Genomic DNA, 18,762 nt, shown 5'->3' with positions numbered 1-18,762 from the left:
TATCTAAAAGAAGCATGCATATAATTGATTGAAAGGTGGGGAGATATTGAAAGAATATGCAGATATACTGATGAGGTTTTTACCTTCAACGGCAACCATTTTAGAATTGCATCAACCTGAAAAAAAGCCGGCGATACTGCTAGCAGATATAGATGGAGATCATATTGAAGAATTAATCGGAGCCTACAATTATCAAGGTCGAAATTATATTAAGATATTAAAGAAACAACATAATGAATGGGTTCCGATAGCAGACATTAAAGGAAGCGGATATGGAATAACGAATTTAATAGCAGTGCCATTAGTAAATAATAGTATTAATACTTTAATTGTGGGTTGGCAAATAGGTAGTATTTGGTCGAAGTTAGACCTACTGCAATGGACAAATAAAGGTATTGTCCATATACCAACTAATAATATGGTCTATAGTAAATTGCAAGTAGAGGATATGCCAAGTACGGAAGGTTCGGATGGTAAATATGAGCTAGCTCTCTGGGTTCATGATACGGGTGAGGCCTATAAAATAGCTGTCTATCGTTTTAATGGTAAGGGATTTGTAAAGGCAAAAGATGTTTACCCATATTATTTCAAAAAAGTAGAAGCATACTATAAGAATCTATTAAAGAATAATGATTATCCCTTTTATTGGTACTATTTATCAGATGCTCAGATGAAGTCGGGAGATTTAGATCAGGCACTTACATCAATTGATAAAACGTTGTCATTTAATTCACCATATCCATCTAAAGAAACCCTACTAGAAAAAAGAAGACAAATTTTAAATCAGTTGAAGCAACATCAAGTGGTCGCTCAAACCGTCATCGTTAAAAAAAGAGGTGATGTCACAGGAGATGGCTTAATTGATACAATTCTTCTAACTGGTGAGAAAACCGAAGGAAGTCCGTATTTAAAGAACATTACTTTAGTTGTTTTTAATGAAAGAACGAATTTTTATGAACAAATCCCGTTAAAAGAAAATGCAGGTTATAACCCCACTATATCGCTTGGGGATTACACAGGAAATCATGTAGATGACATTTTAGTTGTCATTGATTCAGGGGGTAGTGGCGGCATTATATTCGCATATATATTTACATATGTGAATGGGGAAATGCGCCAAGTATTTGACTCAGAAGCATACAATGAACTTTCAAAATATGAAGTTAATTATCTCGATAATTACAAAGCAAGTGTAACTAGCTCCTATCCAGCGAAAAAATATATCTTAGATCTAACATATAAAGGAAAAGTATACTTATCTGAAATTTATAATACAGACGGTACACTTAAAGAACCGATACAAGGGTGGGTCGATCCAATTAGCGGATTCTATCCTATAGATTACGCAAGGGACGGCAACTATGAATTTTTGGCGTACCAAAAAATCGCAGGTAGATACCATGCAGATGGTTTGGGTTATGTAGAAACAATATTAAAATGGAATGGACATGGATTCGTTCCAGATCGCCAAACTGTTTCGATTTTCGGTGCAGATTTGCCAACGAAATAATCTATTAATAAAATTGTAGTTAGCAATTAGAGAGTACTTAGGACGTGAATATTCTGCTAAATAACAAACACTGGAGTTAGCGCAACAAACACCAGAGTTAGTGCAACAAACATCAGAGTTAGCGCAATAAACGCCCAAGACAGAGCAACAAACCACCAACTACACACAACAATCCCAAGAGAAACCACCAAATTCCAAAACCCAAAAACAATCGTTTCCAAATAAATATTGGAATCTTTTGTTTTTTTGATATAATAGATGAGAAAAGTTCATATGTGCAAGAATGTGGGGGGGCTGGTGTTGCCAGCTGAGAATGTATCCGATAGATGCTGACCCTTAGAACCTGATCTGGTTAACACCAGCGGAGGGAACATCAGCTAAAATCTCGAGTATCATTGAATTTTAGAGTGTATGTTAACGTCCGGAATAGTTCCGGGCGTTTTTCTTTTTGCATGGAACTTGTCAAAATAATATAGATGGAGGCAAGGGAAATGAAAAAATGTATGCTGCTCCTTGTAGCATTATTCGCTTTAGTAGGTTGCCAATCAAATGAGTCAAAAGGAAGTGACAACGACTCAAAAAACGAATTAACAAAAGTAACTGTCGTTTTAGATTGGACACCAAATACAAATCATTCTGGTTTGTATGTAGCAAAAGAAAAAGGTTTTTTTAAAGATCAAGGCTTGGATGTAGAAATCATTCAACCAGGTGAAACAGGAGCAGATCAACTAGTCGCTTCAGGAAAAGCCGAATTCGGTATTACAGCGCAAGAATCGATTACGCAAGCAAGAGTCCAAGGAGTTCCACTAGTCTCAATTGCAGCTATTATTCAACACAATACATCGGGCTTTGCTTCCCCAATAGATAAAAATATTAAATCACCAAAAGATTTCGAAGGTAAGACTTATGGTGGTTGGGGTTCTCCAATCGAAAAAGCTGTACTTGATTCTCTTATGAAAATCGAGAATGCAGATAGTAAGAAGCTAGACATTATCAACGCTGGAGATGCAGACTTCTTTACAATGGTCAAAAAAGATGTAGATTTTGCATGGATTTACTATGCATGGACAGGTGTCGAAGCGGAACTGCGTGGAGAAAAAATAAATATGCTCTATTTAACAGACTATAGTGACAAACTAGATTACTATACTCCAGTTCTTACAACTAACGAAAAAATGATCCAAAGTAATCCAGATACAGTGAAGGCATTTACTAAAGCAACTTCACAAGGATATGAATTCGCTATAAAAGATCCAGAAACTGCTGCAGATATTTTACTAAAAGCTGCCCCAGAATTAGATGCAGAGTTAGTTAAGAAAAGCCAACAATGGCTAGCTGACAAATATCAAGATGATGCAAGACAATGGGGAGAGCAGAAACTTGAAGTTTGGGAAAACTATGCAAATTGGATGAGTGAAAATAACGTATTAGAAGGTAAATTCGAACCTGAAAATGCGTTCACAAACGAATTTTTACCACAATAAGGAGGAGAAATAAATGGCTAATTCATTAATCAGTGTACAAATCATTCCAAAAACAAAAACATACGAGGATGTTATTCCTTTTGTAGATGCAGCTATCAAAATTATCGACGATGCTGGTGTGAACTATGAAGTGCATCCGCTTGAAACAACAATGGAAGGTGAACTTTCTGAACTGCTAGACATCATTCGTGTGATGAATGAAAAGATGATTGAACTAGGTAGCGTTAACGTCATCACTCAAGTGAAAATGCTTTACCAACCATCTGGTATCGAACTAGGTACATTAACGGAGAAATACAGATAATGAAATGGATACGTGAAAAAGGAGGAGCGATTTTTTTGCTCCTTTTCATTTTATGTAGTTGGGAATTGATTGTTCAATTAAAAGAAGTACCGGGTTGGTTATTACCTGCACCTACAGCTATTTTTTCAGAAGCGATTAAAGCAATTCCTACTTTTTCAACCGATATTTTATCAACAACTCAGTTAGCAATATTAGGACTTACAATTGGAAGCTTAGTTGGGTTTATCATAGCGGTCTCCCTACATATGATGCCGAAAGTTCAGAAACTTGTTTATCCGTTACTAATTCTATCGCAAAATATTCCAATCATTGTTTTAGCACCGCTGTTAATTATTTGGTTTGGCTTTGGATTATTACCAAAACTAATCATTATAAGTTTAGTCTGCTTTTTCCCAATCGTTGTAGCTGCATTAGATGGCTTTAAAAATACCGCTCCTGAGCTCAAGTACTATATGGAAATGGCGGGAGCATCGAAAAGCCAATTATTTTGGAAACTAGAATTGCCACATTCACTTCCATCCTTATTTTCGGGATTGAAAATCTCTGCGACTTATAGTGTCATGGGGGCAGTCATTTCGGAATGGCTAGGTGCAAAAAAAGGGATTGGCGTATACATGACATTATCTCAATCCTCGTTCCGTACAGATCGTGTGTTTGTAGCTATTTTCACCATCATGCTATTAAGTGTCATCGTATTTGGTTTGCTACGTGTGGTTGAAAGATTAGTAATTAAAGGCAAACTGGAGAGGTGAATACAATGTTACTTAAAATGGATCATATCGAAAAGTCTTTTGGTACAACACAGGTTTTGCATGATATTTCTATACATGTAGAAGAAGGAGAATTTGTTGCATTACTGGGGCCTTCAGGGAGTGGGAAGAGCACCATTTTCAATTTAATAGGTGGAATGGCTACGCCAGATGAAGGAACTATTTCTTTGAATGACAAAATCATTCATGGACAAAAAGGCTTAATCGGCTATATGCCTCAGCAACCATCTCTTTTCCCATGGAGAACCGTCATTGAAAATGTCGTACTGATGCAAGAATTATCAGGTAAACCAAATTATGAAGAAGCTAGTGAATGGCTAGAAAAAGTAGGGTTACGAGAATTTAAGAAATCCTACCCAATTGAATTATCAGGTGGTATGAAGCAACGCGTAGCTTTTATAAGAGCGTTACTCAGTAAACAAAATTTATTATGCCTAGATGAGCCATTTTCAGCGTTAGATGAATTTACTAGAATTGAAATGCAAAAATGGCTTCTATCAGTATGGGAAGAAAATCGAAAGTCAGTGCTATTCGTCACGCATAGCATTGAAGAGGCAATCTTTTTAGCAGATAGAATTTATATACTAACGAAGCGCCCAGCCACTATAAAAGAAGAGATAAAAGTTCCCTTTGCAAGACCGAGAGAGGAAAGTCTCTTAAATACAAATGAATTCTTCCAACTCAAACAGAAACTTTTTAATATGTTGAAGGATGAAATTGAGGTAGGTGAGTGAAGCTGATAATCGATGCTCATATCCATTTTGATCAATACAATGAAGAACAACGAAAGATAATTTTAAAAGAAATGGCTCAATTTAATGTGACACACCTAATAGCAGTATCTACTGACTTATCATCAAGTAAGGTCAATTTAAAATTAGCTCGAAATGATAAGCGCATTCTACCTGCATTTGGCTTTCACCCTGAACAAGTAATGTTGGGAGAAAGTGAGCAAGCTCAATTATTTGAATGGATAAGAGCGCATCACGATGAAATGGTTGCAATTGGTGAAGTAGGGCTTCCTTATTATTTAAAGCAAGAAAAAGAACTCCTATATCAACCATATATCGACTTACTAGAAAAGTTCATAGCACTTGCAGCAGAAATGGATAAGCCGATTATTTTGCATGCTGTATATGAAGATGCGCACATAGTTTGTGGTTTATTAGAAAAATATAATGTAACTGCTGCACATTTTCATTGGTTTAAAGGGGATACACAAGTAGTCAAACGGATGATTAAAAATGGATATTTTATCTCCATAACACCTGATGTATTGTATGAAAAGGAAATTCAGCAGCTCGTAAAGCATTATCCATTAGAGCAAATGATGGTTGAAACAGATGGACCCTGGCCGTTTGAAGGGACTTTCTCTGGTAAGATGACACACCCAATCATGATAAGAGCATCTATTGAGAAGCTTGCTTCGATTAAACAGCTGTCATTTGAAGAAGTTTCTACTAAGCTATATGAAAATACACAGAAATTTTACCGGTTGAAGTATTCAAGTCCATTTCTAAAAGTTTGACTTAATCAAAATAAACTCCTCTTTGTCTTTGGGCAAAGGGGAGTTTTTTGATATTGAGATTAATAAGAAATTCAGCAATAATTTCCACAAAAAAAGCCAGAGATATTTAAATCTCTGGCTGAATCTCAAGCTAAAGCAGTTTTCCGATCTAATAATGTAACACCAGCAAAGCACAGTAATAGGATTCCTGTAAAAATAAAGCCGCCTGTGATTCCAAGTGACAACCAACCTAAAAGGGAAGATCCCGCAACTACTCCTAATGAGAAGAACGCATAGAAGTAACCATAAGCCTTGCCTCGAACTTCAACTGTTGTCGAATCAATCAGTAACGAATTTAATGAAGGGAATAAGAAGGCAAACCCAAAGCCATAACAAGCCATTGCAATATAAAGTAATGTATTTGAATCTGCCTGGCTAATTAATAGTTGGCTTAATCCCATCAAGCTAATACCAAGTGCTAATGTTTTGATCGGCTTGACTCTATCGAAAATTCTATTAGTCGGTAGTAAGAATACAAGAACAGCAACAATGCCAAATGTACTCATTAAAGTTCCGCTCAAACGTGAATCAAAACCTAATTCTTGTACCTTTAAAGGTAATAAATAAGCGATAGCTCCTTGAGAAAACATAAGGAAAAATGCGCCTATAAAGGCTTTAAGTGTGCCTGCATTTTTGAAGAACGCCCGAATAGGAACGTGGGTACTAGTCGATGAATCTTTTTTTACTTGAGTTGATTTTAAGATAAAGATGGATAGAAAAGCGAGCACTAGCATGCATGCAGCAGTAATGTTAAAAACAAATGGCACGCTTGTCCGACTAGCTAAAATACCACTAAATGCAGGGCCAGTAATGGCAGCAATACCTACAAATGCTCCTGATATAGCACTACTCTTACCACGTTTTTCTTGTTCAGTTTCATTTGCTAAAAAAGTAAATGCTGCTGGAACGATTAAACCCGCAACTAAGCCGTGGATAAAGCGAACAACTAAGAGCATGATCGGTGCATCAGCGAACGTATAAAGCAACAAAGCTAGACCAGTAGTGAATAATCCCGCTATCAAGATTTTATATGGACCTCTGCGATCCGTTAAAAACCCTGAAATGATGTTACCAAATGTATTAGACAATGAATACATACCAACCGCCAAACCTGTTATAAAGGCCGATGCTCCAAGCGATTCAGCAAATGTACTCATGACAGGTAGTTGTGTAAACAAATCGAAGAACGAAAAGAACACAATGACATATATAAATTTTTTCATGTAAAACCTCTCCAACAATTAAATTATTTATATATTATAGCCTATCAAAGCTAATCACCCAAATTTTCTTGAATTTAGAGAAAAAATAAAAGGGAAAATAAGTAATTAAATTATCCTTGTACATGCTATAATAGATTGTAAAAAAGAACCATTTTAAATAATTGAAAGTAATTCAAACTAACTATCAAGATAAACTAGAGGTGTTACTATGGAATTAATACGCTCCAATTCTACGAAGCAAAAAAATACCGTAGAGGCAGTTAAAGAAGTTACAAGTAAACTACATACCGAACCTTCATTACTATTATTTTTCACAAGTACTACACATTCATTTCAAGAAGTAACAGCACTATTTAATGCACAATATCCAAATTGTGAAGTCGTCGGCTTAACGACGACAGGTGAAATTGGGCCATCTGGCTTCTTAGAAAATGGCCTCGTAGCAATGAGCTTTGCAAAAAGTATTGGACAAATAAGTACGGTTTTGATGAACGATATTTCGAAATACCCTATATTTTCTCGTAATGATCTAATTTCCTCAGCAAAACATATAGGTATTAATCTTAACAGCCAAACACTTGAAAAAGAAGGGGTAGCATTAGTATTTCCGAATGGATTAATTGCTGCAGAAGAAAAGATGCTATCAATCGTCAATTCAATCTTCCCACATGAGGGGTTCCCTGTATTTGGCGCAACTGCTGGAGATGATGCAAAATTCATTGAAACCTTCATTAGTTTAAACGGAGAGGTATCAAGTAAAGGTGGCGTAGTCATCTTTATGAAACCGACTGTAGATTTTGTCATGCTAAAGGAGAATATTTTCACTAGTACAGGAAAATCGATGAAAATTACTAAAGCTGATACTGAGCAACGCATTGTCTATGAATTCGATGGAAAAAAGGCAACAACAATCTATGCAAATCGATTAGGCGTAAAAGAAAATGAACTAGATCAATATTTTATGACAAACCCACTCGGCAGAAGATTTAACAATGAAATTTTCATCGCATCACCATTCCAAATACTACCGAATGGAGCAATCCAATTTTATTGCCAAGTTTTCCAAGATTCGATTGTTGAGATTTTAGAACCAAAAAACCCAGTTGAAACTTTACAACAAACATTACATACTTTCAAGTCCGAGTTTACTGAATTAGAGGGCGTATTAGCCTTTAACTGCATTCTAAGAAAACTACAATTTCAAAGTCATGGTCTATTCCAAGAATTAAATCGAGAACTTGAGAAATTGCCAAACTTAGGTGGATTCTGCAGTTATGGAGAACAATTTAACAAATCGCTTGTTAATCAAACACTAGTACTTTTAGGTTTAGGGAAGAAAAGATAGGAGCGTTGAGCATGCTTAAAACCTTTTTCAAACAAAAAGAAAATCATTCTGACAGTTTAATAGAAGAAATCAACTTATTAACTCCCGATGAAAAAGAATCAATGATTGATGGTTTACTTGATTTAGTCGCACTATTAAAATCATCCAATGAAAAAAACGCAAAAGGCGACAGCGTATTTATAGAGCGTATTACAGAGGTGAAAAATACTGTGGAAGAGGGCAGAACATCTTTAATCACCTCGAGTGATAATATCCAAAGAATCCTTGATGAAGCGCAAAACATACATAGTATTACAGCTGCAGTGGAAGCACAAGGTGAGCAAAATATTGGATTAGTAAATGAAGGCAATGAAAATATGGACAAGCTCGACTCTCAAATGGATTATGTCAAAAACGTATTTACTAATTTCGAAAAATCAATCGCGGAAGTACAGCAAGAAACAAATGACATTATAGCTATTACCAATATAATAGCGGGGATAGCAGATCAAACGAATTTACTGGCATTAAACGCCTCAATTGAAGCGGCAAGAGCAGGGGAACATGGGAAAGGTTTTGCAGTGGTAGCTGCAGAAGTGCGTAAATTAGCAGAACAAAGTAAAAATGCATTAGTGAATGTGAATAAAAAAGTGAATGAAATTGTCAGACAAGTCTCGGTACTATCAGCAGATATCGTTGAAAAATCAAAAGAATTCGATCATACGCAAGAAATGACTCGTTTGACAAGTGAATTCTTCGGGAAAATAGCAATTTCAGAAAAAAAGCTATTTACAAGTATGTCAGGTATTAAGCTCGCAACAGATCAAACAATGGCTGAAATAATCACATTCCGTCAAGAACTTGAAGCGATTGTCCATTTATCCGAACAATCAACTAAAAGAATAGATGAACTGTACATATTCTCACAAGATAAATTTTTCATTTCAACAGATATGACATCCTATATTTCTCAAGTAAAATACTTAGTTGAAGCACTGAAAAACGACCAACTTTAATATAACTAATATAAATTCAAAAAACCCCCAATCACTACTAGCGTGATTGGGGGTTCAGTACATATTCATTAGTTAGCTATAATAATCAATTTACCTTGATCTAGTTCCTCTTCCGCGTTAGAAGCTTCTTCTTTTGTTAAGCCAGCAGCTTCCATCTTATTGCGTAGTTCATCACCACGTGAAGTGAACATATTCTTCATACTATTTAAGATACCTTGTTCTTTGATTCCAACTTCAGCAGTATCTAGAGCCTTATTGATATCATCAGATCTTTCTTTAAAGTGTGCGAATACATAGATATCATCTCGTGAGTGACCTTGCAGTTCTAACTTTTTGATTTCTTCCAATGCTTGTACGGCGTTTTCTACTGTTAATTTTAATGTCATTTAAATCCCTCCGATTTTGTTTTACATATAATCTTTACCCTGAAGGATTAGTATCTAAACAATAAGTTAAAAAAGACCAAGCGTTCAAATAATACAATTAGTAAAATCTTATACTTTAAATGACTTCCTATATATAGGAAGTAACGTACTTTGTGAGAAAGAAATTAATTACTTTATTTTTATTGAAACTTTTTGCCCTTATGAACGTATATAAAGTAAATCATGATAATTATCCGTGATGAGATAGGCTAACGCTCGTATATCAGTGTAAATATTCAGTAGTGAGTGATACACTGTTCAGTGGGGTTAGCACCAAAGAAAACTACCAAAATTGACGGAGGGTCATACATTGAAAAAATTAGTAGCAGCTTTATTTGCAGCCACTCTTGTATTCTCAAGTGTCGGAAGCTTTGTGTTCAACGACCAAGCAACAACAGTTGAAGCAAAAGGGTATAAATCAGGTAAAAAAGGCTTCAATACGAACAAGAATTACAACACAAATAACAACAACCAACCGACTAACTCAAATATTCAAAAAGATAAACAAGATACAAAAACAACTAACGGAACATCGGCTACAAAATCTGGCGGGGGCTTCATGAAGGGCGGCCTTATGAAAGGTCTTATGCTTGGTGGACTAGCAGGACTATTATTCGGCGGTCTATTTGGTAACATGGGAGCACTTGGTTCTATTTTAGGATTCGCAGTAAATATCCTTGCAATTATCGTGTTAATTGCATTAGTTCGTAAAGTATTTACAATGCTAAAAGCAAAGAAACGTAAAGAGGAAGCAAACCCATGGAACAGATAATTATTCCAGAACAAGATATTATCAATGCAATATGTCTTTTCCAAGCTCGCAACAAAAACGTTATGCCAGAAGATGTTGAAGTTGAATTGGCTTACGATGATGATGAAGGCTTTTCAGCAGAATCATTCATTAGAGGTCAAGTTGAAGCAATTAGCGAAGCAGGTCTAATAGCGGCAGTTCGTCTATGGATTTCCGAATTCCTAAACCGCGATCCATTCGCTTCAGGAATTGAACTTGTACTAGATGATGAAGAAGGCATTATTGCGGTAGTAAACTAATAAAACATAAAACAAAGCATCACTGATCTATTAAATCAGTGATGCTTTTTTGTGTTATTTTAATAATAAAACATAAATACCAGCATTTCACAAAAAAATAGGTTTAAATGTGGTAAAATAAGTATGTTACATGGAGTGTAAGAACTAAATACACTAAATACATATAAGTGAAGGAGCTTTAAAATCGATGCAGAAGACTAACAAAACTCGTACCAAACTTCTCAGACGGCTTATACTTTGTTCCGTACTATTAATCCCTTCGATAATAACATTAACGAAAACAGACATCGCACAAGCTGCTAATTCTACTAAATTACAAAAAGCAAAGGTCGGTTTTCAAACAACAACAAAAAAGCCGACAAAAACTAAGAAAAAGGTTTCTCAAAGCTATAAGGTGAAAAACGGCAAGCTGTATAAAGGAAGCAAGCTCTATAAAAAGCAAAAGCTTTATCAGGGAGTCCTCTATGTAGATGCAAAAAAAGCAACTGGTCAATACACGGTTGATGGCAATGAACGATATTATAAATCCGGTAAACTTTTTACGGGTCTTTTAGAAGGTTATTATTACGAATCTGGTAAAGAGCCTGGAAGATATGTTGTATATAAAAACAAACTTTATACCCCAGATGGCTGGCCGAATGAAGGTTTTAGAATTTATAATGGCTTACTTTACGATGGGGAAGATTTAAATACAGGTGCGCTTATTTATCAAAGTAAATTATATTATGGTGCAAAAATAAATAGTGGCTATAGAATCTTTGATGGCGAACTTTACTACGGAGCGTATTTAAGAAAAAGTAAAACGGTATATAAAGATAGATTATATACGAACGCAAAGCCGAATGTCGGTTATGCAACCTATAATAAAAAACTGTACGATGGATCGTATTTAAACGAAGGATACTTCCTATATAACGATATCTTATATAACGATGCAGAATATAATATGGGATATACATTATTTGAAGATCGACTTTACAATGGAAAAGAAGAAAACTATGGAATTGCAAAATTTGATGGTCAATATTATTATCATACAGATATCGCAAATGGCAAATATGGTGGAAATCTATACGAAGATGGAGAATTAGTTAGAAACGCGACAACTATTAAATCTATTCGTATTGTTGATACTAAAACGCTAGAAGTAACATATAGCCAAGCAGTTAATAATAAGAAGCCTTTAATTAACGTAGAAAAAAATGGTGTTCTATATACTATCTCTGCATTTAAATGGAACAAAGCCAAAACGGTATCAACCTTTGATCTCTCAGGACCCATCACTGCAGGAAAATATAACATTACTATTTTAGGCATTGATAATATTAAACTGTTCGGTTCAATTGGAGTAGAGGGTGAATCAGCTCTCCATATTGCAGATGCCAATTATGGTTATGAAATGGTAGAAGATTAAAGTATATGAAACGTAGTCAGTAAACTGCTGGCTGCGTTTTTACTTTTTTATGGGTAAATATATTGAAATAATATAATATCAATCTATATGTTAGTATGCTAAAAAAACCAATTAAAGTTTTATTTGGAATAATTATGATAAAAATAAACGTAAGGAAATATTTATATCTAATCCTTTTTATTAACATAATACGCAAAAATGTTATAAAAAATAACCTAAAAATACAAATAAAGGTAATAATTAAAGTCTAATAAAACTGAATATTCAAATTATTTAAACATTCCAATAAAATTAATTTATAGTGATATTTTATTATAAAAAATCCACTTATAGTAATTTTTGAATAACATTTTATGAAAATTAGTATGTTTTAATAAAATTTTAATAAGTAATTATCTTGAAATAACATAAATCTATTATATTATTAAGTGGAAATTTATATAAATTTAATAGGAATATACTATCAAAAACGAACAAAATGGTAAAAAACCCAAAAAAATATTAAGTATACCTTTCGTTGTGTGTTAATATAGTCAATAAGGATTACGTAAAGTAAATTTAAAGGATATTTAACGGTATTAACTACACGACTTTAAAACTTTTAGATAGTCCGCAAGTAAAGGAGAATGAATAAAATGGTAAACAACAAACTTAAACTAGTAAAATCGGCTACTGCCTTTGTCATTGGTGCTGCAGTATTAACAGGATCATTCGCAGCTGCTGGATCAGATACAGCATTCGCAAAAAGTTCAACTTCAGTAAAGGTGAGCAATGGTAAACTTGTTTATAAGAGCACTGGTAAAGTTGTAAAAGGTTACAAGACTTACAACAAAGCTCTATATAAAGACGGTAAAAAATTAACTGGTCTTTACAAAAAAACTTATTACAAAGCTGGTAAAAAAGCGACAGGTACTTACAAATCTGTATACTACAAAGCAGGTAAAGCATTCACTGGCGTAACTAACAAAACTTATTACAAAGCTGGTAAAAAAGCGACAGGTACTTACAAAAACGTATACTACAAATCAGGTAAAGCTTACACTGGCGTAGTTAACAAAACTTACTACAAAGCTGGTAAAAAAGCGACAGGTCTTTACAAAGGCGTTTACTACAAAACTGGTAAAGCAGCAACAGGAATCTACAAAGATCAACTTTATGTATCTGGTAACCTAAACAAAGGTTTGACAGTTTACAAAGATCAACTTTACAAAGATGCAGTATTAAACAAAGGTTTAGTAGTGTTCAAAGATCAACTTTATAAAGATGCAGCACTTAACAAAGGTTTAATTGAATTTGAAGGCAAATTCTACTTCGATGCAGCACTTGCTAACGACACTTACACAGTAGAAGGCGTAGAACGCGCATTCGAAAAAGGTATTGAAGTTGGAGCTAAAGTTAAAGCTGTAGAAGCGATTAACGGTACAACTGTTAAAGTTACATTTAACAAAGCAGTAGATAAAACAGATGCTGAAAAATTAAACGTAGTAACAATTGAGGGTGCTCCACTTTCTACTGGTAAATTATCAGAAGATGGTAAAACATTAACATTAACTTCAACTACTGCAATTAAAGTTACAGATGCTACTGTAGTAGTCAACGCAATCCAAACAAAAGCAGATGCTAAAGTATCTACTGAAAAATTCGTAAGCAAAATTACTTTTGAAGATAAAGTAGCTCCTTCAATTTTAAGCGTTGAAGCTCAAACAAACGGTACAGTAGCAAAAACTGCAACTATCCAATTATCAGAACCAGTAAAAGCTGGCGTACTAGTTAAAGTTGATGGTGATTATGTTGCAGTAACTTCATTCACAGGTACTTCTGATAAATTAGAATTAACAGGCTTAAACCTTGAAGCAGGTAAAGCACATACTTTAGAAGTAATCAATGCAGAAGATACAGCTGGTAACAAAGTAGTATCAATTTCAGCTAACTTCACAGTATCAGTAGATGCAGCAATTCCATCTGCAACAGTGTCAGCTGGTGCAAACGATAAAGAAATCTTAGTAACATTCAGTAAAGCAATGAATGTAGCTAAAGTAGCTGGTATCACAGTTAAAGATGAAGCTCTAGCAAATGTTGCAGTTAGCGCTGTAGCAGTAGTAGAAGGTTCAAAGGATACACAATTCAAAATTGCTGTTACAGAAGATATTTTCAAAAATAAAGATAGCCGTACATTCAGTGTAGTTTTACCTAAAGATATGGAAGATAAATTAGGCAATAAAACAACTGATTCAGTACTAAAAGTAACTTTAACAAAAGACGCTGTTAAACCAGTAGCAACTGGCTACAACGTAGTTAAAGATAAAGATGGTAAAGTTGAATCAATCGAAATTAACTTTAGCGAAGGTTTAAAAGCAGCATCAGTAGCAGCTGGTACAACATTACATGCTGTAGCAACTTCAATCGTTAACGCAAATGGCGTTCTTGATACTACTACATTTGCTAACTACAAAGCTCTAGAAGTAAAAGCTGGAGATAAAAAAGTAGTATTCAAAGCAACAACTGCTGAATCTATTTCAGGTCAATATGCAATCTCATTCAACAATGAATTAGTAACTGACTTAGCTGAAGCTAGTAACAAATCAGCAGCATTCAACTACACAATCGATTTTGGCCAAGGTCAACAAGCTACTGAATTTATAGTTACAAAAGCTGAAGCAACTTCTAATGTTATTACTGTAACATTCCCAGAAGCAGTTAAAGGCGGAGCAGTAGCTGGTTCAGCAACTGACCTTGCAAACTATACTTTAGGTGGTAAACCACTTCAAACTGGTACTACTATTACTCTTGATAAAGACCAAAAAGTGGCAACAATTACATTACCAGCAGAATCAATTGCAAAAGACGATAAAGCAGCTGTATTCACAGCAGCTAACATTAAAAATATTGCGGGTACAAAAACAGTTAAATCTCATACAAGTACAGTAGCTGTTAATGATAACATTGCTCCTAAATTACAGACTGCTCAACTATTAGCAGATGGTAAAACATTTGTATTAACTTACAATGAAAATGTTGCTGGTATCGTTTCAACTGATGATGTTAAAACAGCATTTAAATTTACTGAAGATGGTAAAGATGTAACACTTAACTCAGCTACTGTTGTTAGTGTAACTGGTAAAACAGTTTTAATCACAGCAGATAAATCTGTAGCTACTACAACTCCAGCAGTAAAAGCACCAGCAGATGGATTCTACGATGCAACTGCTAAAGCTTACACTGCAAAAGCTGGCGATAAAGTTGGAGCTAACACTTACTATGCTAAAGATGAAGTAATCATTCCAAGTCCAGATGCTGGAGTAACACCTGAAGTAAAAGCACCAGCAGATGGATTCTACGATGCAACTGCTAAAGCTTATACTCTACAAAATACAGATACAATTACAAGTGGTTCAACTACTTATAAGTACTATGCTAAAGATGCTGAAATCGTACCAGCTAAACCTGCAACTTCAACTGTAGTCTTTGATACTACTAAAGCTGTAACAGTTGAAACTCTTGCAGCATTAGTTAAAGATACAGCTTTAAATACTCAAGCTAAAGAAATCAAAATTACAACTACTCGCTAATTGTAACTCTTGATAATCCACCCCTTACCTTATTGGGCGAACGGATTCAAAGACTCCTATCTTCTTCGGAAGGTAGGAGTTTTTTTGTTGCCTAGTGAAATGAATGTCATTTCAAATATATAATATGATTAAGTTAGTATTAACAGCCTTTATGCCATTTGGAATTAGGGTTATTTACATTTAGAAGAAATACATTATGGAAGAAAGAGTAGTAAAAGCAAGACAAGTAGATATTGTATCGATGCAGTTAATAAAGGGAGAATTATTGTTGTATAGTAACTTCAAAGTAAAATCGCTCCAAGATGGGTCAAAGTTATTTAGAGAGTTTCTGGGAGAAGAAGGTAGAGAACATTTTCTAGTTAAGTTCTGAATACAAAAAATGAGCTAACTCATTTAAATTTCTATCATATAGGTAACCTATATGCGATTATAGTAGAAGTAATAAATCAGTCATATTATTAAATGGGGCGTCCGTTTGGTATGTTATAAACACCCATCAGGAGAAGTCGATGCGTCAGAATGGGGTATAGACGAATCGGCTTGTTAACTAAATTAACGAGTCAATTTAATAATTGGAACAATGTAGCCCCTACTTTCTTAAGAGATTAGGGGCTTTTGATCGATTTATTAATAAGATTATGAAGAATGTTGTTTCGTCAACAAACAAAGCGCTTTGAGAAACAAACCCTAAAAAAATCATTTAATCAATCGGTACGTTCTCTTAACCTAATTATTAGTCTTCACTTAAAATTTCTTGAGATTTACTTAAGTAATTCTCTGCTATCGTATTTATGATTGTATTTTCATTAAAATCATAATCAAGATTTGCTTGTTGTAAATCTTCAGTTGGTTCAAATAAAGGATTTTTATAGTCATTTTGATTTTCTACTATATCACTTTTTATATCATCTTTTTCTTTATTCAGTAAGTTTCCGATCTTTTCATCAACGAAGTCGATTGAATCGGATATGAAGATTTTTATATCATCAAATACGACCTCTAGGTTTTGAGGCAGAATTGAAATTAATTCAACGCCATCTTGGAAAATCGATTCCTTATTCCAATCAAGGAACTTAGAGGGTGAATTGTTCATTGTATAATACGACCCTGCGAAAAAAGAAATTGAACATATTATTAAAATGGCGAAAAACTTCTTAATCATAATTTATCATCCTTCTTTCAGTGATAAATACATGCTTTCCAAAAAAGGATGAAATTATAACTATAAGTTAATAATTAGAAAATGTTTATTGGAAATAAAATCTTCTATTTAATGAACGCATTCGACTCTTTTAGGAGAACTACCTTGATTAATAACTATTAAACAACCTCGATGAAGAATTTGTTATGTAAGTTAATTCTATAGTTAAAAACGTTAAAAATAAAAGCATGAGCAATAATCTAAATCGATCATTTAACTGAATAATCGTGGATAGATACATTATTGCTCTTAATTTCAGAACAAGTGATTTTCGTCTGAATGTTATTGGTTTTTAAGCATATATATGAATACAGTATCAGTCATCGAAATTATTTTTTTCTCAAAATCCCTTCTTGGAAATTTCACCAACTCAAAAGTATATTTCACCATCAGTTATCCCAGAATAGTACAAGCATACTATTGAATAAAAAAGGGGTTACATTGTTTGAAAATGAAACTTGCATTTTTTCCTCGTAGCAAACTATTTTTTGCGGGGTTATTTCTATTATTCTTATCCGTTTTAGATTCCATTTTCACCGATTTTGGCATTAGACATAACCACATTACTGAAGCAAACCCACTCATGCGACTAGTATATGAAAGTAGTGTTTTTGGGTTTTATTCGTTGAAAATTATGTTTCCATTATTGTTATTGTATATACTCAGTAAGGTTCAGATTAAAAGATCATTACTACTCTTAATGGGAGCGGCTATTCTTCTTTACAGCGTTGTGTTCATTCAGCATATTTGGTGGATTTCATTAGTCATCTAATCAGTGGGTTCCAGATTCTTAGAGTATTTTACTACAATTAGTCCTTCAACTCTTTGGAGGTTAGGGGCTTTCTTTTGCTTAAAAGGGGAATAACGATATTTCAATAAAATTAGAAAACTACCCTTTATTCAAACAAAAATCTAGATTTTAAGGACATGAATATTCTGCTAAATAACAAACACCGGAGATAGCGCAACAAACAGACGAGTTAGCGCAACAAACATCGGAGTTAACACAACAAACAACCCAGTTACCACAACAATCCCAAAACCACACCCAAAACCACACAAAAAAGCCGCCTATCCAGGCGGCTTTCCAATTTTGTCCCACTACTCAACAAACAATCATTTCCGTCCATCTCTCTTCACAGCAAGCAAAAACTGCGGAATCTTCAGCATTCTCTTCCAACGAGTAGGTTGAGTTATCAAGCGGTGGAACCATTCTAAATTCAACTTAAGGAAGATATCTGGTGCGCGATCAATGTTCCCAGATAGTATATCCAAGCTCCCGCCAACACCCATTAAAATGGCGTTAGGAAACTTTTCGAGATGAGCAGCAATCCATTCCTCTTGCTTTGGAGCGCCTAAGGCTACGAATACATAGTCAGGTGATAGAGAAGCCGCTTTTGATGCAACTTCATCACCAGTACCGTCTCCGCCATAGCCATCAGCGACGCCAACAATTTCAATAGTAGGGTACTGGGCTTTTGCCATCTCAGCAGCCTTAGCTGCGATACCAGGCTTACCGCCATACATGAAAATCTTATTGCGCTTATCCGTAGCATTCGCAGATGCCATAAACTCATGTACTAATTCAAATCCCGGAATGCGTTCTTTTAATGGTTGTCCTAGCATTTTAGAGCCAATGACAACACCTATACCATCTGCCACTACATAATCAGCGGCGTGTAATAGCTTCTCATAACTGGGTAGCTCTTTGGCAAGCATAATGATTTCAGGATTCGCGGTAACGATCCAAACTTGTTCTGCTTGTTTTGTAACTGTATTTACAAATTCTTTTTTTGTTGTATCCGTAATCGGAATCGATAAAATATCTATTTTCTTCATTTAAAAACCTTCTTTATAAAAGCATTTCTTTCTATTATATAGTAAAGCATCTGAAAGGGGCGTGGT

18 protein-coding genes and 1 riboswitch are annotated in these 18,762 nt (G+C 34.6%); of the genes, 14 read left to right on the top strand and 4 right to left on the bottom strand.

All coding sequences use genetic code 11. The features are described from left to right. The first annotated feature begins 46 nt into the window (after positions 1-46). The 6 genes from MHH98_RS18770 (at position 47) to MHH98_RS18745 (ending at position 5,596) form a co-directional block, all read left to right on the top strand. Positions 47-1,510, top strand: coding sequence for a hypothetical protein (locus tag MHH98_RS18770; protein WP_235175675.1), 1,464 nt, complete (start codon positions 47-49; stop codon positions 1,508-1,510). A 277-nt stretch (positions 1,511-1,787) separates the two neighbouring features. Then, positions 1,788-1,897: riboswitch (TPP riboswitch) on the top strand. Positions 1,898-2,001: 104 nt separating this feature from the next. Then, a complete protein-coding gene (locus tag MHH98_RS18765; RefSeq protein WP_340713387.1) occupies positions 2,002-2,994 on the top strand; it encodes an ABC transporter substrate-binding protein in 993 nt (330 codons plus the stop codon). Between the two features lie 13 nt (positions 2,995-3,007). Further along, positions 3,008-3,298, top strand: coding sequence for a thiamine-binding protein (locus MHH98_RS18760; RefSeq protein WP_038179803.1), 291 nt, complete (start codon positions 3,008-3,010; stop codon positions 3,296-3,298). After that, complete coding sequence (locus MHH98_RS18755) at positions 3,298-4,050, top strand: ABC transporter permease (RefSeq protein WP_340713385.1); 753 nt, start codon at positions 3,298-3,300, stop codon at positions 4,048-4,050. Before MHH98_RS18760 ends, MHH98_RS18755 begins: the two co-directional genes overlap by 1 nt. Before the next feature lie 5 nt (positions 4,051-4,055). Beyond that, on the top strand, positions 4,056-4,802 hold the full coding sequence (locus MHH98_RS18750) for an ABC transporter ATP-binding protein (RefSeq protein WP_076034138.1): 747 nt from the start codon (positions 4,056-4,058) through the stop codon (positions 4,800-4,802). 2 nt (positions 4,803-4,804) lie between these two features. Further along, positions 4,805-5,596 (top strand): TatD family hydrolase, encoded by a 792-nt coding sequence (locus MHH98_RS18745; RefSeq protein ID WP_340713557.1) that lies wholly within the window; start codon positions 4,805-4,807, stop codon positions 5,594-5,596. A 125-nt stretch (positions 5,597-5,721) separates the two neighbouring features. On the opposite strand, the gene MHH98_RS18740 is transcribed toward MHH98_RS18745, so the two are convergent. Continuing rightward, complete coding sequence (locus MHH98_RS18740; protein ID WP_038179797.1) at positions 5,722-6,858, bottom strand: MFS transporter; 1,137 nt, start codon at positions 6,856-6,858, stop codon at positions 5,722-5,724. A 208-nt stretch (positions 6,859-7,066) separates the two neighbouring features. Between MHH98_RS18740 and MHH98_RS18735 the strand changes: the two genes are divergently transcribed. Together MHH98_RS18735 and MHH98_RS18730 are read left to right on the top strand one after the other, a co-directional pair. Beyond that, entirely contained in the window at positions 7,067-8,203 is a 1,137-nt protein-coding gene (locus MHH98_RS18735) for an FIST signal transduction protein (RefSeq protein WP_038179789.1), read from the top strand. 11 nt (positions 8,204-8,214) lie between these two features. Then, complete coding sequence (locus tag MHH98_RS18730) at positions 8,215-9,198, top strand: methyl-accepting chemotaxis protein (protein WP_038179787.1); 984 nt, start codon at positions 8,215-8,217, stop codon at positions 9,196-9,198. Positions 9,199-9,266: 68 nt separating this feature from the next. Here MHH98_RS18730 and MHH98_RS18725 read toward each other — a convergent pair whose 3' ends face one another. Further along, complete coding sequence (locus MHH98_RS18725) at positions 9,267-9,584, bottom strand: general stress protein (RefSeq protein ID WP_340713382.1); 318 nt, start codon at positions 9,582-9,584, stop codon at positions 9,267-9,269. Between the two features lie 349 nt (positions 9,585-9,933). Between MHH98_RS18725 and MHH98_RS18720 the strand changes: the two genes are divergently transcribed. From MHH98_RS18720 to MHH98_RS18700, 5 genes are all read left to right on the top strand, one after another. After that, positions 9,934-10,395: a hypothetical protein gene (locus tag MHH98_RS18720; RefSeq protein WP_076034137.1), complete on the top strand. Its 462-nt coding sequence runs from the start codon at positions 9,934-9,936 to the stop codon at positions 10,393-10,395. Beyond that, positions 10,383-10,673, top strand: a complete 291-nt coding sequence (locus MHH98_RS18715; protein WP_038179781.1) for a DUF2653 family protein — start codon at positions 10,383-10,385, stop codon at positions 10,671-10,673. The genes MHH98_RS18720 and MHH98_RS18715 overlap by 13 nt, the downstream gene beginning before the upstream one ends. Before the next feature lie 187 nt (positions 10,674-10,860). After that, a complete protein-coding gene (locus MHH98_RS18710) occupies positions 10,861-12,087 on the top strand; it encodes a hypothetical protein (RefSeq protein WP_038179779.1) in 1,227 nt (408 codons plus the stop codon). Between the two features lie 635 nt (positions 12,088-12,722). Continuing rightward, positions 12,723-15,656 carry a hypothetical protein gene (locus MHH98_RS18705; protein WP_340713380.1) on the top strand — a complete coding sequence of 978 codons (2,934 nt, stop codon included), beginning with the start codon at positions 12,723-12,725 and terminating at the stop codon, positions 15,654-15,656. Between the two features lie 196 nt (positions 15,657-15,852). Continuing rightward, a complete protein-coding gene (locus MHH98_RS18700; protein ID WP_340713379.1) occupies positions 15,853-16,026 on the top strand; it encodes a hypothetical protein in 174 nt (57 codons plus the stop codon). Between the two features lie 363 nt (positions 16,027-16,389). On the opposite strand, the gene MHH98_RS18695 is transcribed toward MHH98_RS18700, so the two are convergent. After that, positions 16,390-16,818 (bottom strand): hypothetical protein, encoded by a 429-nt coding sequence (locus MHH98_RS18695; protein ID WP_038179775.1) that lies wholly within the window; start codon positions 16,816-16,818, stop codon positions 16,390-16,392. 490 nt (positions 16,819-17,308) lie between these two features. On the opposite strand from MHH98_RS18695, the gene MHH98_RS18690 reads away from it, so the two are divergent. After that, positions 17,309-17,629, top strand: coding sequence for a DUF5658 family protein (locus MHH98_RS18690; RefSeq protein WP_340711703.1), 321 nt, complete (start codon positions 17,309-17,311; stop codon positions 17,627-17,629). 344 nt (positions 17,630-17,973) lie between these two features. Here the strand turns inward: MHH98_RS18690 and MHH98_RS18685 are convergent, their stop codons facing one another. Continuing rightward, positions 17,974-18,696: a WecB/TagA/CpsF family glycosyltransferase gene (locus MHH98_RS18685; protein WP_038179772.1), complete on the bottom strand. Its 723-nt coding sequence runs from the start codon at positions 18,694-18,696 to the stop codon at positions 17,974-17,976. Positions 18,697-18,762 lie beyond the last annotated feature (66 nt).

Origin of the sequence: Viridibacillus sp. FSL H8-0110 (assembly GCF_038003565.1) — a bacterium.
In the GTDB taxonomy this organism is placed as follows: domain Bacteria; phylum Bacillota; class Bacilli; order Bacillales_A; family Planococcaceae; genus Viridibacillus; species Viridibacillus arenosi.
Note: the sequence above shows the minus strand (reverse complement) of the source record. Positions and strands in the feature narration are given on the sequence as shown.